The sequence below is a fragment of the Methylobacterium sp. genome, from assembly GCF_019750675.1.
GTDB lineage: Bacteria > Pseudomonadota > Alphaproteobacteria > Rhizobiales > Beijerinckiaceae > Methylobacterium.
Genome location: NZ_JAIEOF010000411.1, coordinates 1 through 13052 on the forward strand (window position 1 = coordinate 1; position 13052 = coordinate 13052).

Consider the following 13052-nt stretch of genomic DNA (forward strand, 5'->3'; position numbering starts at 1 on the left):
CCGGCATGGCGGGCGCTCAGGAGTTTGACGGTGCGCTGGTTGGCCCGTCCCCAGCCTCCGGTCGCGAAATCCGACATAACCTGATCCAGGCTCGCGGAGTTGATCCAGCGATGCGCCTGTAGATCCGAGGTGATCAACACCGACCCTTGTGCGCCGGCGATCTCGGCGAGGTGATCGAGGACCGAAGGCCAAAGCTCTGGAAGAACCGCAGCCTCATAAATTAAGTCGATCAGTCTTTCGAAGTCCATTTGTCCGAGTTCGACGGTCACGGCACTCAATTTCCAGGATCGGAATTCTGTTCGACGTCATCCATTGATCACGAAATCTCATCCGCCGACAAGAGACGTGCGGCCCGCCGGATGACAACCCTGGGGAGCATCCGAGAGACCGGATGGCTTTCGACGGCGCGGTGGGATGACGAGGATGCGGCTCCAGATCGGGCGCCGCCGTGTTAGGGGACTATGGAGGCAGGAACCCCGACCCCGCGCGCCTGGATGCGTGACGCGGGCGGGCCCGAGGAGAATGGTGTGCGACACTGGCGTGAAGGACCGGGAGACCGGCGCAGCTACCATCACGGCAATCTCAAGGAAGCGCTGATCGAGGCCGCGCGCCGCTTCATTGCGGAGCGGGGTATCGGCGGGTTCACGCTGGTGGATGCCGCGCGCCTCGTCGGTGTCACGCCCGCCGCCCTCTACCGGCATTTTCGCGGCCGCGAGGCGCTCCTCGAGGAGGTGGCGGGGCGCGGCTTCGCGGATCTCGCCGAGCGTCTCGCCCGCGCGCTCAACGCCCGGGGTACGCCGCTGGAGCGCTTCACGCGGATGGGTGAGGCCTACCTCGCCTTCGCCGAGGAGGAACCGGGCTACTACGCGGCGATCTTCGAGACGCGAGGCCTCGCGGCGGGCGAACCGAACGCGGAGGCCGTGCCCCGCCCGAGCCCCTTCGACCTCTTGGTGGAGGCCCTGCAATCGACCTTCCCGGACGGCTTCGGAGGCGTCGCCCCTCGCTTCATCGCCCTGGAAGTCTGGGCCCTGTCGCACGGCTTGGCGACCCTCTCGGCCTCCGGGCATCTGCCGCAGGCGCCGGGGATGCCGGACAAGTACGAACTCCTTCGCGCCGGGGTCCTCGCCCTCGTCCATGGCGCCGGAGCTTCCCGCCGCCCCGCGTGATGCGGACCGTACGACGCCCCTTGAAAGGCCGGGCCCGCGTTCGCAAGTGAATGTCGTTCACATTTACATCGGAGCCGTGAGCCGTGAGCTTCTCCACTTCCTCCCCCTACGCCACCGGGAAGGCCTGCCGCAGCGGCCCCTTCCCCCGCCGGTCCTTCGAGATCGGCGCCATCGTCGTGGCCTTCATCTACTGGTGGCCGCTCGCGGCCGCCTACGTCGCCTGGAAGGTCGCGGGCTATCCGGCCCTCGGTGAGTTGCGCGGTCTGGCCGGACGCGGCCTGTCCTGGAACGCCTCCGCGACGCGCTCGCGCTTCGCCGCGGCGTTCGAGGCGGCCAACGGTGGTGGCATCACCGGCAACCGCGCTTTCGACGAGTATCGGCGCAGCGAACTCGACCGGCTCGACGCTCAGCGTCGCGCCCTTCAGGAGGAAAGCCGCGCCTTCGCCGAATTCGTCGAGGAGCTGAAGCGGGCCAAGGACCGCGAGCAGTTCGACGCCTTCATGCAGAAGCGCCGCAGTGCGGATACGACCCGCTCGGTCTGACCCGCGTTGAGCGATCTGACCCGACCAGGGGGGCTTCCGGCACAGGCCGGGAGCCCCTTTTTGATAGGGACGTCCACGTCCGGCACTCTCGCTCGCCTCGCCGTGATGCTCTAGGAATCCGGTTCCGGTTTCGCCTCGGTCTCCCCCGTGCCCCGGATCAGCCCCCGGCCACTCAAGTCCCTTTGGAGATCTCGCTATGCAGGCAGCCGCCGCGACCGTCCGGGTGGTGGACCACCCCCTCGTCCAGCACAAGCTGACCCTGCTGCGCCAGCGCGAGCGCTCGACCAAGGGCTTCCGCCAGATCCTCAACGAGATCGGCATGCTGCTGGCCTACGAGGTCACACGTGACCTGCCGCTCGAGTCCGTGACCATCGAGACGCCGATCCAGTCGATGGAGGCGCCGCAGATCGCCGGGAAGAAGCTCGTCCTGGCGCCGATCCTGCGCGCCGGCGTCGGCTTCCTCGACGGCATGCTGTCCCTGGTGCCCTCCGCCCGGGTGGCGCATGTGGGGCTCTACCGGGATCCGGAGACGCTGGAAGCGGTGGAATATTACTTCAAGGCGCCGTCCGACCTCGTGGACCGGACGGTGCTGGTCCTCGACCCGATGCTGGCGACCGCGAACTCGGCGGTGGCGGCGATCAACCTGTTGAAGCAGCGCGGCGCGCAGGATCTGCGCTTCGTCTGCCTGCTCGCCGCGCCGGAGGGCATCGCCCGCCTGCAGGCCGCCCATCCCGACGTCCCAGTGTGGACGGCGGCCATCGACAGCCATCTCAACGACCACGGCTACATCGTGCCGGGCCTCGGCGATGCCGGCGACCGGATGTACGGCACGCGCTGAGGCACCGCCGCCGAGCAGGCGCGATCTTGCCAAGGGCGGTCCGGACGGCACATGACGGGGCTCCCAGAAGGAGCCCACGATGACGACCAGCCTGCCCGAGACCATGCGACAGATCCGCTTCACCGGCGCCGGTGGGTCGGAGGTGCTGGCCCTGGAGACGGTGCCGTTGCCGCAGCCCGGCCCGGGCCAGGTCCTGATCGAGGTCGTGGCCGCCGGGATCAACCGCCCCGACATCCAGCAACGCGAGGGCAAGTATCCGCCGCCGAAGGGCGCCACCGAGATCCCCGGCCTTGAGGTCGCCGGCCGCATCGTCGGCCTCGGCGAGGGTGTCTCCGGCGTCTCCCTCGATGACGAGGTCTGCGCCTTGGTGATCAGCGGCGGCTATGCCGAGTTCGCCGTGGCGGAAGTCGGACAGTGCCTGCCGAAGCCGTCCTCGCTCTCGCTGGTGGAGGCCGGCGGGCTGCCGGAGAACTACTTCACCGTCTACAGCACCGTGATCGAGCGCGGCCGCCTGAAAGCCGGCGAGACCTTTCTCGTCCACGGCGGATCGAGCGGCATCGGTTCGACCGCGATCCAGATCGCCAAACACCACGGCGCCCGCGTCTTCGCCACCGCCGGCTCCGCCGAGAAGTGCGACTTCTGCCGCGAGCTCGGCGCCGAGGCCGCGATCAATTATCGCGAGGCCGACTTCGTCGAGGAGGTGAAGCGGCTCACCGACGGCAACGGCGTCGACGTCATCCTCGACATGGTCGGGGCGCCCTACCTCGCCAAGAACCTCTCGGCGCTCGCGATCGAGGGACGCCTCGTCCAGATCGCCTTCATGCAGGGTTACAAGGTCGATGCCTTCAGCATGACCCCGATCATGATGAAGCGCCTGACCTTCACGGGTGCCACCCTGCGGGCTCGGCCCAAGGCCGAGAAAGCAGCCATCGCGGACGGTCTCGCCCGGGATGTCTGGCCGCTGCTGGAGGCCGGGACAATCAGGCCGGTGATCCACGCCACCTTCCCGTTGGAAGAAGCACGCAAGGCGCACGAACTCATGGAATCCAGCGCCCATCTCGGCAAGATCATGCTGGTGACAGGGCGGTAACGCCAAGCCTGGGCGGGAACTCCGCTCTCGACCCTTGCGTTTCAGACCCGAGCAGGAATCACGAGTCCCCTCCACGGGAGGCGGTGCTCGGGTCGAAACATCGGTCTTCAGGACCGTTCAAGCGAGGATCGCATGGCAGAGAATCTACACGGTCAGGACGCCCGGCAGGGCAAGCGCGGCAAGCCGGTGCTCTACGTTCTCGTGGCCAGCCTCGTGCTGCTCGGGATCGCCATCACGGGCCTGATGACCTGGCAGGGCGCGAATTCCCCGAAAGATTATGCCAGCCAGAGCCAGGACGCCTCCCGCCAGGAGGTCACGGGTTCGGTCAAGGGTAACTCAAACGCCACGTCGTCTTCGAACACCGGCTCGGTGCCGGCGGCGAACCCGGCCTATCCGAGCCCGGCCCAGCCCGCCGCCAACGGCAACAAGCCGTAAATCGAATCGCCCGTGCCGGTCCGCCTCAGCGGGTCGGCACAGGGGTTTCGCCCCGATAATCGTAGAAGCCGCGCTTGGACTTACGTCCGAGCCAGCCGGCTTCGACGTATTTCACGAGGAGCGGACAGGGCCGGTACTTCGAATCGGCAAGCCCCTCGTACAGCACCTGCATCACCGACAGACAGGTATCGAGGCCGATGAAGTCGGCGAGCTGCAGCGGGCCCATCGGGTGGTTCGCACCGAGGCGCATCGCGGTGTCGATCGATTCCACGGAGCCGACGCCCTCGTAGAGCGTGTAGATCGCCTCGTTGATCATCGGCAGCAGAATGCGGTTGACGATGAAGGCCGGAAAATCCTCCGACATCGTCGAGATCTTGCCGAGCTTGGCGATGAAAGCCTTCGCCGATTCGTAGGTCGGGTCTTCCGTGGCAATGCCGCGGATCAGTTCCACGAGCTGCATCACCGGCACCGGATTCATGAAGTGAATGCCGATGAAGCGCTCCGGGCGGTCGGTTGAGGCCGCCAGCCGCGTGATCGAGATCGACGACGTGTTGGTCGCGATCAGCGCGTCGGGCCTGAGGGACGCGCAGAGCGTGCTGAAGATCTGGCGCTTGGTCGATTCATCCTCGGTGGCCGCCTCGATGACGAGATCGCAGGGGGCGAGATCGTCGAAGGTCTCGGCTCCCTTGATGCGCGAGACGGCGGCCCGGCGCTGCTCGTCCACGATGGTGCCCTTGGCGACCTGACGCGCTAGGTTGCCGTCGACGGTGGCCAGACCGTTGTGGATGCGGGCCGGATCGCGGTCGTTCAGGCGAACGTCGAGGCCCGCCATCGCGCAGACATGCGCGATCCCGCTGCCCATTTGACCGGCACCGATGATGCCGACCGTCCTGATATCGATGCCCATCGTCTGCACTCGCACCCTTGGGGCGTCGCCTGATCGGCGACCGGGCCCCCCGCCCGGCCGCCGAGGGCGCCCGTCTCGCTTATAACGTCGCGCGCCAGCGGCGTCCTAGAGCAATTCCATGCGCGGAGGCCACCGTGGTCGGTGACCGGCGCGCTGGAGGCGCCGGTCACGGGGTTACCGCGCGTCCTCGCGGTCTCGGCCCTTGGCCTTAGCCTTTGGCCTTGGCGAGCTCGGCTTGGAAATCGGGGACGACCTGGAACAGATCGCCGACGAGGCCGTAATCCGCCACTTGGAAGATCGGCGCATCCTCGTCCTTGTTGATGGCGACGATGACCTTCGAGTCCTTCATGCCGGCAAGGTGCTGGATCGCGCCCGAGATGCCGACGGCGACGTAGAGATCCGGCGCCACGACCTTGCCGGTCTGGCCGACCTGCCAGTCGTTCGGTGCGTAGCCGGCGTCCACCGCCGCGCGCGATGCGCCCACGGCCGCCCCGAGGGTGTCGGCCAGGGGCTCGATCAGTTCCTTGAACTTATCGGCCGAGCCCAATGAGCGGCCGCCGGAGACGATGATGCGCGCGGCTGCGAGTTCCGGACGGTCGGACTTGGCGATCTCCTCGCCCTTGAAGCTCGACTTGGCCGAGGCGGCGGCCGCTTCCTGCACCGTTTCGATGGAGGCCGCGGCCCCGCCCTCGGCCGCCGGCTTGAAAGCCGCCGTACGCACGGTGATGACTTTCTTGCCCGCGCCGGCCTGGACGGTCTGGATCGCGTTGCCGGCGTAGATCGGCCGCTCGAACGTGTCGGGTGAGACGACCGCGATGATGTCGGAGATCTGGGCCACATCGAGGAGGGCCGCGACGCGCGGCAACACGTTCTTGCCCGTGGTGGAGGCCGCCGCCACGACGACGTCGTAGGCTTGGGCAATGGCGGTGATCAGGGCCGCGGTGGGCTCGGCCAGGGCGTGATCGTAGGCGGCATCCTCGAGCAGAAGGACCTTCTCGACGCCTTCGAGCTTGGCGGCGGCTTCGGCCGCCGGGCGGCTGCCCGAGCCGAGAACCAGGGCGTGGACCGGGCCGCCGAGCTGCACGGCGGCGCTGAGCGCCTTCTGGCTGGCGTCGCGCACGGCGCCGTTGTCGTGTTCGATGAAGAGGAGGGTGGCCATGATGGGGTATGAATCCTCGAAAGGGCCGGAGCCGGTGCAACGGGCCCGTCGCCCTCGCGGCGCCGGGCCCCGACGGGGAGAGCGGAGTCGCTAGATGACGCCGGCCTCGACCTTGAGCTTCTCGACCAGAACAGCGGCCGACTCGACTTTGACGCCTGCCTTGCGGCCGGCGGGCTCGACGGTCTTGATCACCGTGATGCGCGGGGTGACGTCGACGCCCAGCGCGTCGGGCGTCATCTCCTCGAGGGGCTTCTTCTTGGCCTTCATGATGTTGGGCAGGGAGGCGTAGCGCGGCTCGTTGAGACGCAGATCCGTCGTCACGATGGCGGGCAGCGTCAGCGTGACGGTCTGGAGGCCGCCGTCGATCTCGCGGGTGACGTCGATCGAACCCTCGCCGAACTCGACCTTGAAGGCGAAGGTGCCCTGCGGCCAATCGAGGAGCGCGGCCAGCATCTGGCCGGTCTGGTTGGAATCGTCGTCGATGGCCTGCTTGCCGAGGATGACGAGGCCGGGGGCCTCCTTCTCGACGATGGCCTTGAGGATCTTGGCCACCGCCAGCGGCTCGACGAGGCCGTCGGTCTTCACCAGGATCGCCCGGTCGGCACCCATGGCGAGCGCGGTGCGCAGGGTCTCCTGCGCCTGCTGCGGACCGATCGAGACGGCCACGATCTCGGTGGCCTTGCCCTTCTCCTTCAGGCGGATCGCTTCCTCGACGGCGATCTCGTCGAAGGGATTCATCGACATCTTGACGTTGGCGAGATCCACGCCCGAACCATCGGCCTTGACCCGGATCTTGACGTTGTAGTCGACGACCCGCTTGACGGGCACCAGAACCTTCATGGCGTTCACAATCCTCCGCGCGGACAATTTTCTTCGACCAGGCCGGCGCGGCGCGCAGCGGAGATCCGGTCGAGCCGGAGATCCTGAACCCTGGTCATTGAGGCGGCGGACCGTAACGGCCTCATTTCGGCCTTGTCAACGCGGGCCCGCCGACGCGTAACGCGGCGGTTCGATCGCCGCGGCGAACGGACGGGCTCGCGCCTTCCGTCAACGGTTCTTGCCGGGCACCCAGAGCACGTCGTCGGCGCCGTTCGCATTCGCGGTCCGGCTCGCCACGAACAGGAAATCGGACAGCCGATTGAGGTACTGAAGGGCTTCCGGCGAGACGACCTCGCCCTCGGTGGCGGCCAATGCCACGGCGAGGCGCTCGGCCCGCCGGCATGTCGTGCGGGCGAGGTGAAGGGCGGCCGCGGCCGGAGAGCCGCCCGGGAGCACGAAGGATTTCAGGGGCGACAGGTCCGCGTTCAGGGCGTCGATGTCCCGCTCGATCCGCTGGACCTGCGTGGCGACCACGCGCAGGGGCTCGTATTTCGGCGGCTCCGCGCTCTCCGGTGTCGCGAGGTCGGCCCCGAGATCGAACAGATCGTTCTGGATGGCGCCCAGCATGGCGTCGAGCCGGGGATCGGCGTGCAGGCGGGCGAGGCCGATGCAGGCATTGGTCTCGTCGACGGTGCCGTAGGTCTCGATCCGCAGATCGGCCTTCGAGCGGCGTTCGCCGCTGGCGAGCGCCGTCGATCCCTTGTCACCGGTGCGGGTGTAGATGCGGTTGAGCGTGACCACGATGACGTCCGATCTCGAGGGGGCCAGACCTGCGGCAGGTAGAGCGGCCGTGGCTTGATGCCGGCCAACCTAGCGCAGTTTCGGTCGGGCGGAAGGCACTCCACAATACGAAGGGCCGGCCCCGCTGCTGCGAGACCGGCCCGGACGCCCGTAGAGGAAGCTCTGGCGTATCGCTCAGAAGGTGTAGCCGAGCTTGCCGCCGAAATTGGTCAGGCCGCGGTTGTTCGCGCACAGGCCGGCATTCGACATGTGCTCGACGGTGGCCATGATGCTCCAGTGCTCAGTCAGCCGGAAGCCGAGGGCGGCGGCCTCGCGGAACAGCGGATTGCAGCCCAGCGTGTTGAAGCCCTCGGGCGCCAGGGGCTTGGGACCCGTATAGCCGTTGTGGGCGCCGGCGCCGAAGAAGCCTTCGAGGAACACGATGTTGTTCAGGGTCTGCGGGAACAGGTCCACGGTCCAGGTCGCGCCGATATAGGCGTAGCTGGTGCGGCCGCCGAAGTTGTAGCTGCCGCCGACCGTCGGCCGCGGCACGAAGGCCTGCCAGAAGGGATCGACGCTGACGAGGGGCTTGGCGAAGAGGATTTCGCCGTTGATGTTGTTGGTGTTGTGTTCCGCGCTGCCCGGATCCTGCACGGCCCCGCCGATACGCACCTCGGAGACGATGCTCAGCGGCTTCACCGGGCTCACGTAGGCGGCCGGCGGCGGCGCGGACCGGAAGTCTGCGGCCTGGACCGGCGCGGCCGCGGCAAGGGCGAAACCGGCGGCGGCGAGGCGGAACGAGTGGGGATGCATGAAAACGGTTCCGGTGGGACCGACCCTGTCTAGCATGGCGTCGCGCATCGGCGGCAGGCGTTCCGGCACCGATAGCGGGCCAGGAACGCCGATAGCTGCCGAGTGAGACCGCCGCGCCACACATGAACACCACGTGTCGGACCATCACGCCCGAGCGGGATTAGACGCCGCGCGGTCGGGACGTGGATGCCACGGCGGGATGTGTCCCCGCCTGCTGCCGGCGCCAGACGTACCAGCACAGCAGCGCGACGGGCAGGCCGATCACCGACGTCGCCACGAAGAACCAGACGAATCCCGTAGCCTCGATGACGAAGCCGGACGCGCCCGCCAGGAGGCTGCCGGGGAGGGCGCACAGGGAGGTGAGCAGGGCATACTGGCTCGCCGCATGCTCCGTCACGGTCAGGGACGACATGTAGGTGATGAGAACGATCGACGCGAAGGCGTAGGCGAAGCTGTCGATGCTGACGGTGGCGGCGAAGGTCCAAAAGGCGCCGCCTCCGTCGCCCCCGTGCAGGGCGAGGTAGGCCAAGCTGAGATGCGAGGCGGACCCGAAAACCGTGCCGGCCACGAGGCTCGCCATGATGCCGATCCGGGGCACGATGTAGGAGGCCAGGAAGGTGCCTCCGAGGGCCACGCCGAAGCCGAAGAGCTTCGTCACCGTCGCGATGTCGGCGTTCGAATAGTGCAGGCTCTTGAAGAGCGGCATCGCCATCGCGCTGGAAACGTAACCGGGCATTCGGAAGCCCGCCACCATCAGGAGAACCGGGACCGCCATGGGGCCGAGGCGCCCGATGAGGTCGCGGATCGGGGCTACGATCGTCTCGACGAAGCCGGCATGCGAGGGAGCTCCGCTCCGGTCTGAGTCCGGTTCGGGGGCCAGGAGCGCGGCGACGAGCCCGGGCGCCATCGCAACGGCCATGCAGAGATAGGCGGCCCGCCAGCCATAGGCGTCGGCAAGGTAGAGCGCGCCGGCTCCGGCCACGAGGTTGCCCATGCGCCAGCCGATCTCGGCCCAGGACGACATCAGCGATTGCCGCTCGGCCGACGCCACGTTGATGCGCCAGCCATCGATGACCACGTCCTGCGTCGCGCCCGCGAAGCCGAGAGCGAGGGAGAACACGATGGTCCAGGCGAGCCAGTGCGCCGGATCGCCGAAGGCGATCCCCGTGAGCGCCAGGATCACGCCGATCTGCGTGACGATGATCCAGCCCCGTCGACGCCCCAACCAGCGGCCGAACACGGGTGCGTCGTAACGGTCGAGGAACGGCGCCCACAGGAACTTGAACTTGTAGGCCAGCGTCAGCTCGCTCAGGAGGCCGAGGATGCCGATCGGCACCTTCGCCTCCGAAAGCCACGCCGATTGCGTGACGTAGACGAGCAGGAACGGAATTCCGGAGCTGAAGCCCAGGCCCAGCATCGCCATGATACGGCGATCGCCGGTCAGACCCGTGAGCGCATCCCGGACGCCCATGGCGGGCGCGTCAGGCCGAGCGCCACCAGACCACGCCCATGATCAGGATGATCGCCAGGAACTGAAGCAGGACACGCAGCCTCATCAGCTTCTGGGAGACGTTGGCGCTGCCGCCCCGCATCATGTTGACGAGGCCGAGAAGCAGCACGACCGCCACCGCGAGACATGCGAGGAGCACGAGGGAATTGGAGGAGATCACGGCGTGACGTCTCGCGGCTGGCGGATCTTGTCTTCAGGTCTGCCCCATATGGACCCCGCACGACGCGGAGCCCATGGGGCAGGGCGGCGCATCGATGTCCCCCGTCAGTTCCGACGCAGCAGACGCTCGAAATAGTCGAGCTCTTCGCGCGGGCGGCTCGGGTCGCCGAGCTTGCGGCGCAGTTCCTCCATGATGCGGCGGGTCCGCTGGACGGCCGACTCGTCCGCCGTCGGCACGCGGGCATTGCCGTTGGACATGTCGCGGCCCTTGGTGGGGCGTCCGAGCGGATCGTCCTCGCGGTTGCCGGCTTGGCCCTGCTGGCTCGGCTGCTCGCCGCCCTCACCCTCGCCCTTGCCCTCACCGTCGGCTTCCGCCATCTCCTGCATCTGCTTCTGCATGCCCTCGGCGCCACGCTTGAGCCCGTCGAGGGCCCGGCCCTGGGCATCGACGGCATCGCCCTCCTTGCCCTGCCCGAGGGCGCCTTCGGCCTCGCGCATGGCCTCCTCGGCATCCGACAGGCCTTCCTCGCCCTGCATGCCGAGGTCCTTCATGCGACGCTGAAGGTCTTCCAGGCGCTCGCGCAGGGCCTGCTGGCGCTGGCCGGCGCCTTTCTGACCCTCGCCCCGCTGGCCTTCACCCTTCTGGTCCTGCTGTCCCTGACCTTGCTGGCCCTGGCCCTGCTGACCTTGGCCCTGCTGACCGGGCTGGCCCTTCTGCCCGTCCTGCTGCTGCCCCTGCTGGCCACGCTGCGGGCGCTGGCCCCGCTGACCCTGGCCCTGCTGGCCGCGCTTGTCCTGACCGTCCTTGAAGGTCTCGTCGCGCAGGTCCTGCTGCTCACGCGATAGCTTGTCGAGCTCGTCGGCCTGCTTGCTCATCTCGCGGCCGTTCGGATCGGACTTGCCGCCCGGCTCCGCCGTTTGAAGGTTCTCCAGGATCTCGCGGAGCTGGTCGAGGAGGCGCTGTGCTTCCGCGGTGTCGCCGCGCTTCATGGCCTCGGCCATGTCGTTCATCAGCTTGTTGAGATCGTCCGGCGTCACCGTCTTGGCGTTCGGGTTCGGTGGGCTCTTCTCGCCCTGCGGTTTTCCGTCCTTGCGCTGGCGCTCGGCCATGCCCTTCATGAACTTGTCGAGGGCCTGCTTCAGGTCCTCCGTGAGTTTCTTGATCTCCTCATCCGGCGCGTTGCGCTCGATGGCCTGCTTGAGGTTGTCCTGGGCGGCCCGGAGGCTCTTCTCCGCATCGGAGAGATCACCGTCCTCGATCTTGAGCGCCATCTCCCAGAGGAGGTCCGCAACCTCCATCAGCGCATCGTCGCTGCGGGCAGCCCGCAGGCGGCGCGAGGCGGTCTTCAACCCGAGGAACACGCTCGGCTGAGGGGTGAACCGGTCCGGCGCGATGAGCAGGGCGTCGAGGGCGGTCAGGACGCGCCCGCGGCTCTCGTCCGGCGCCGTGATCAGGCGGCGGCGCTCCTCGGCCAGCGCGCGCGCGAGGGGCTGGGCGAAGATGCGGGCCGGCAGGGTGACCTCGGCGGTCGGGGTACGCCCTTCCTGCCCGGCCTCGTCCTTGACCACCAGGGTCAGGCGCACGCGCGCGCCGGACCAGGGGTTGTCCGTGAGGTCGACCAACGTCTTGGTGTCGTGCTCGCCCGTGGCGTCTGCGGGCAGCGCGAGGACGATGCGCGGCGGCGGAACCAGGGCGCGTGTGTTCGCCAGCGGCTCGACGAGGCCCTCGGCCGAGGCGATGCCGTAATCGTCCTTGGCCCGGTAGGTCAGGTTGAAGGTGCCGCGCGCATTGACCTCGAGGCTGCCGATGCGCTGCACCTCGGGGGGGGTATCGGGAATCGTCTCGACGACGAGGTGCTGGGTCGCGCCACCCGTGGCGATGGTCAGGTCCGCGACGCCGCCGACCAGCTGGAAGCGGTCCTCGCGCAGATCCGACTGCGGCGCCTTGCCGGGCGCCTGCTGCAGCTTGCCGGGAAGCGCTTTCAGGCCCGCATTCGGGGTCAGAACCGCCTCGCCGTGGCCGGCGATGCGCACGATCAGCGTGGAATTGACGGGTGCGCGCAGGGTCTGACGCTCACCGTTCATCGTGACGACGAGGGGCGGCAGGCGTGTGTAGAGCGGTGGGTCGATCCACCCGTCGACGCGGAAGTCCGGGCCGGGCGATGGCGGGGCCCGCCAGTCGAAGGCGCCGAGGATACGCGGGCGCCACTCCGCACCGGCGACGAACAGGCTCGCAACGGCGCCCACGATCAGGGCGGCGCGCAGGGCGAACGGGTCGCGCCGCGCCATGGCCGGACGGGGCGGCCCGGCGCGCAGATCCGCGACGGACTGCGCCGCACGCGCCTTGTGCAGGGCCCAAAGCGCTTGCGTCGCCGGATCCTGCGTGCCCACCGCCAGGGTGTCTTCCAGCGACGAGGCCGGGGAATGTCGGGTGCGTCCGCTGGCCGCCGCCTCGCGGTCGATCCGCGCCAGGGCCTCGCGGCGCGAGCCAGGGCGCAGGCGCGCCAGGGGCAGCAGTACCATCGCGAGGGCAAGCGCGAAGAGTCCGAGCCCGACGATGCGGCCCAGGGGCGGCAGGTCGAGCCAGAGGCCGAGCCACGACAGGATCAGATACGCCAGCACGAGCCCGATGCCGCGCCACAGGATCGGCCACGCGGTTTCCCACAAACCCGCCGCCTGCGATCGGGCGACCAGCCGGTCCAGGCGCTGCCGCAGCGCGCTGTCGGCATCGCCCGCGGGTTCCTTGGATGTCAGGTCGCTGCCTCGTGAGGTCGCCGGGTCGGCCTCGCCCATCGTGTCTGGCTCCTCCGCGCGTCGCTCACGGCGCCGCGCCT

The 13052-nt window shown here is 68.5% G+C and carries 13 protein-coding genes and 1 pseudogene; 5 read left to right on the forward strand and 9 right to left on the reverse strand.

The features are described 5' to 3' along the window. Positions 1-269 (reverse strand): annotated as a pseudogene (locus tag K2X24_RS21660) (hypothetical protein); the annotation flags it as partial. Between the two features lie 258 nt (positions 270-527). Between K2X24_RS21660 and K2X24_RS21665 the strand changes: the two are divergent. The 5 genes from K2X24_RS21665 to K2X24_RS21685 all read left to right on the forward strand — a co-directional run bounded on the left by K2X24_RS21665 (position 528) and on the right by K2X24_RS21685 (position 4071). Further along, entirely contained in the window at positions 528-1166 is a 639-nt protein-coding gene (locus tag K2X24_RS21665) for a TetR/AcrR family transcriptional regulator (protein ID WP_292500982.1), read from the forward strand. Between the two features lie 83 nt (positions 1167-1249). Beyond that, the gene (locus K2X24_RS21670) at positions 1250-1708 is read left to right on the forward strand and encodes a DUF2852 domain-containing protein (protein ID WP_292500985.1); all 459 of its coding nucleotides are present in this window, start codon (positions 1250-1252) and stop codon (positions 1706-1708) included. 196 nt (positions 1709-1904) lie between these two features. After that, on the forward strand, positions 1905-2546 hold the full coding sequence (gene upp, locus K2X24_RS21675; RefSeq protein WP_056190198.1) for a uracil phosphoribosyltransferase: 642 nt from the start codon (positions 1905-1907) through the stop codon (positions 2544-2546). 79 nt (positions 2547-2625) lie between these two features. Continuing rightward, the gene (locus tag K2X24_RS21680) at positions 2626-3636 is read left to right on the forward strand and encodes an NAD(P)H-quinone oxidoreductase (RefSeq protein ID WP_292500989.1); all 1011 of its coding nucleotides are present in this window, start codon (positions 2626-2628) and stop codon (positions 3634-3636) included. 132 nt (positions 3637-3768) lie between these two features. Beyond that, positions 3769-4071, forward strand: coding sequence for a hypothetical protein (locus tag K2X24_RS21685; RefSeq protein WP_292500992.1), 303 nt, complete (start codon positions 3769-3771; stop codon positions 4069-4071). 25 nt (positions 4072-4096) lie between these two features. On the opposite strand, the gene K2X24_RS21690 is transcribed toward K2X24_RS21685, so the two are convergent. From K2X24_RS21690 to K2X24_RS21725, 8 genes are all read right to left on the reverse strand, one after another. After that, positions 4097-4978 carry a 3-hydroxybutyryl-CoA dehydrogenase gene (locus K2X24_RS21690; protein WP_238275996.1) on the reverse strand — a complete coding sequence of 294 codons (882 nt, stop codon included), beginning with the start codon at positions 4976-4978 and terminating at the stop codon, positions 4097-4099. Between the two features lie 208 nt (positions 4979-5186). After that, a complete protein-coding gene (locus tag K2X24_RS21695; RefSeq protein WP_292500996.1) occupies positions 5187-6137 on the reverse strand; it encodes an FAD-binding protein in 951 nt (316 codons plus the stop codon). 90 nt (positions 6138-6227) lie between these two features. Continuing rightward, a complete protein-coding gene (locus K2X24_RS21700; protein WP_292500999.1) occupies positions 6228-6977 on the reverse strand; it encodes an electron transfer flavoprotein subunit beta/FixA family protein in 750 nt (249 codons plus the stop codon). Positions 6978-7184: 207 nt separating this feature from the next. Continuing rightward, complete coding sequence (locus tag K2X24_RS21705) at positions 7185-7757, reverse strand: cob(I)yrinic acid a,c-diamide adenosyltransferase (protein WP_238276002.1); 573 nt, start codon at positions 7755-7757, stop codon at positions 7185-7187. A 174-nt stretch (positions 7758-7931) separates the two neighbouring features. Then, complete coding sequence (locus K2X24_RS21710) at positions 7932-8549, reverse strand: acyloxyacyl hydrolase (RefSeq protein WP_292501001.1); 618 nt, start codon at positions 8547-8549, stop codon at positions 7932-7934. A gap of 160 nt (positions 8550-8709) precedes the next feature. Then, entirely contained in the window at positions 8710-10020 is a 1311-nt protein-coding gene (locus K2X24_RS21715; protein ID WP_292501004.1) for an MFS transporter, read from the reverse strand. Between the two features lie 10 nt (positions 10021-10030). After that, positions 10031-10216, reverse strand: a complete 186-nt coding sequence (locus K2X24_RS21720) for a twin transmembrane helix small protein (protein ID WP_292501012.1) — start codon at positions 10214-10216, stop codon at positions 10031-10033. 107 nt (positions 10217-10323) lie between these two features. Continuing rightward, a complete protein-coding gene (locus K2X24_RS21725; protein ID WP_292501006.1) occupies positions 10324-13011 on the reverse strand; it encodes a TIGR02302 family protein in 2688 nt (895 codons plus the stop codon). Between the last annotated feature and the right edge of the window lie 41 nt (positions 13012-13052).

What these genes read in the sequence shown, in the direction of transcription:
- upp (WP_056190198.1), top strand. Translation starts at nt 1,905, where the DNA reads ATGCAGGCAGCCGCCGCGACCGTCCGGGTGGTGGACCACCCCCTCGTC.
- K2X24_RS21680 (WP_292500989.1), top strand. Translation starts at nt 2,626, where the DNA reads ATGACGACCAGCCTGCCCGAGACCATGCGACAGATCCGCTTCACCGGC.
- K2X24_RS21685 (WP_292500992.1), top strand. Translation starts at nt 3,769, where the DNA reads ATGGCAGAGAATCTACACGGTCAGGACGCCCGGCAGGGCAAGCGCGGC.
- K2X24_RS21690 (WP_238275996.1), bottom strand. Translation starts at nt 4,978, where the DNA reads ATGGGCATCGATATCAGGACGGTCGGCATCATCGGTGCCGGTCAAATG.
- K2X24_RS21695 (WP_292500996.1), bottom strand. Translation starts at nt 6,137, where the DNA reads ATGGCCACCCTCCTCTTCATCGAACACGACAACGGCGCCGTGCGCGAC.
- K2X24_RS21700 (WP_292500999.1), bottom strand. Translation starts at nt 6,977, where the DNA reads ATGAAGGTTCTGGTGCCCGTCAAGCGGGTCGTCGACTACAACGTCAAG.
- K2X24_RS21710 (WP_292501001.1), bottom strand. Translation starts at nt 8,549, where the DNA reads ATGCATCCCCACTCGTTCCGCCTCGCCGCCGCCGGTTTCGCCCTTGCC.
- K2X24_RS21715 (WP_292501004.1), bottom strand. Translation starts at nt 10,020, where the DNA reads ATGGGCGTCCGGGATGCGCTCACGGGTCTGACCGGCGATCGCCGTATC.
- K2X24_RS21725 (WP_292501006.1), bottom strand. Translation starts at nt 13,011, where the DNA reads ATGGGCGAGGCCGACCCGGCGACCTCACGAGGCAGCGACCTGACATCC.